Below are 1650 nucleotides of genomic sequence, written 5' to 3'. Positions count from 1 at the left end.
AAATCCTGTTTTTAAACAATACTTTTCTATATTTGTTTAAAACAAAAACGGAAGTTTTTTCACAGACTGACGTTGGCTGTCATTGTAAAACGACACCGTAAAACAGAAACATAACAACAAAAATGGACAATAAGCAAATAGAAGAAATCTACAATCAAACTTTTGCAGGTTTGACACTTTTTTACAGAGATACAACACTTTCAGAAAATTTGATTTCAAAATATCAAGTAGGACAAATTTTAACAGAACGAGGATTTACTGATATGACTTTTAAAGGTGGTGGACTTGCAACAAATTTTCGCTATTTAATTGCTTCTGCAAATGGAAAAGACCTTTCAGCATTTAATCCTAATTCAGAAAAATTTGGACATATAGTTTTAAAATCAAATGCATTTTTCAAGGTTTTGGACATTTACAAAATTGGAAATAAAACTCAAATTTTTCTTTTAGAAATCCCAGAAACTGCAATTGATTTTTTTGCAAGTGCGACTTCAAATATTGAAGAAGACATAACTAAAAAAGCAAGAGAGAGTTTTGACAACAAAATAAATGCAGACCCAATTCCTGAACTTCAAACAGAAGAATGGAAACAAAGAACTGAATTTCCAATTGGTATGTCGGACAAAGGAGAATTGTTTTACCAATCTGACAATATAAAGCCAGTTTCAACCGACAAGAAAACTGAAAATCAAAATGGAACAGACAACAAGAACCAAACCGAACAAGAAAAACCTTGGTGGAAATTTTGGTAACAATTAGACAGAAAAAAACAACGAACAGCCAACAAGGGTTTGCGTCAGGCGGGCTGAAGTGTAAAACTCAACAGCAGTTTTTCAATTGAACCTTAGTAATAATATCAACTTTTGTGCTTCGAAATCCCGCCCGAACGCAAAGCCCCAAAACGTTATAGGGCATTTTAAGACAACCAATAATGAACACAAAGATAAGACAAGGACAATTTGAGGTAATTGATAGCTTTGCGATTAGAAATAGAGATGAATTTTATCTTATAGGACAGTTGAAAGAAGGAACAATTCAGGAAAAATGGTTTATAAATGTGCCTTTTAACAAATCACTTTCAATGACTGTTAGAATTAAAGCAGTAGAAGAAGTTGAGCTTTCAAGTGAGGAAAATAAATACAAACTAATTATTGTATCAAGTGACAGTGAAGAGATTGATTTAATGCTTGGATTAAATATTGGAAGTGAATTCCTGGATATTACCATTGAAGGGAAAGACTAATGAAAGGGTTTTTGTACATAGACAACGAAGAGATTGGAATAGTTGTTTTTTCAATCATAGATGAAAGTATGGGTGGAATAGGTGGTAATTTAATCGCAAATGACAATTACAGCAAATATAGGTTCGCTATTCAACAGCATTTTGATAGAAAAGGAGTTTCTAACGTGGAGGATTTCAATTTCCGAATCCTACTTGAAGACAACACTGAATTAAAACCAGAGGGAGGGATTGGTGTAACGGACTCTGCAGACTTTGACGAAATTTATGTTGCATCTGTTGGACTAGACTTATCAAACTTGAAATAACATGAATGAACAAATAAAACACCCTATAACAGCTAAGGGATTCGTTGCGTGCGTAGCACGAACAATGAAGCCCGTGTTGAACGGAACCGCTGAGATTCCGCA

General features: G+C 33.8%; 3 protein-coding genes. All 3 read left to right on the top strand.

What is annotated here, in order from left to right; translation table 11 throughout:
- The first annotated feature begins 122 nt into the window (after window positions 1-122).
- The 3 genes from ACEN2I_RS19915 (at window position 123) to ACEN2I_RS19905 (ending at window position 1548) form a co-directional block, all read left to right on the top strand.
- Window positions 123-752, top strand: a complete 630-nt coding sequence (locus tag ACEN2I_RS19915; protein ID WP_441767824.1) for a hypothetical protein — start codon at window positions 123-125, stop codon at window positions 750-752.
- A gap of 179 nt (window positions 753-931) precedes the next feature.
- Window positions 932-1243 (top strand): hypothetical protein, encoded by a 312-nt coding sequence (locus tag ACEN2I_RS19910; RefSeq protein WP_441767823.1) that lies wholly within the window; start codon window positions 932-934, stop codon window positions 1241-1243.
- 68 nt (window positions 1244-1311) lie between these two features.
- A complete protein-coding gene (locus ACEN2I_RS19905; protein WP_441767822.1) occupies window positions 1312-1548 on the top strand; it encodes a hypothetical protein in 237 nt (78 codons plus the stop codon).
- The last annotated feature ends 102 nt before the right edge of the window (window positions 1549-1650 follow it).

This window comes from Flavobacterium sp. W22_SRS_FK3 (genome assembly GCF_052113665.1).
GTDB lineage: Bacteria > Bacteroidota > Bacteroidia > Flavobacteriales > Flavobacteriaceae > Flavobacterium.
Note: the sequence above shows the minus strand (reverse complement) of the source record. Positions and strands in the feature narration are given on the sequence as shown.

Bases quoted from the DNA above. Each gene is read 5' to 3' on its own strand.
- ACEN2I_RS19915 (WP_441767824.1), top strand. From the start codon at position 123: ATGGACAATAAGCAAATAGAAGAAATCTACAATCAAACTTTTGCAGGT.
- ACEN2I_RS19910 (WP_441767823.1), top strand. From the start codon at position 932: ATGAACACAAAGATAAGACAAGGACAATTTGAGGTAATTGATAGCTTT.
- ACEN2I_RS19905 (WP_441767822.1), top strand. From the start codon at position 1,312: ATGGGTGGAATAGGTGGTAATTTAATCGCAAATGACAATTACAGCAAA.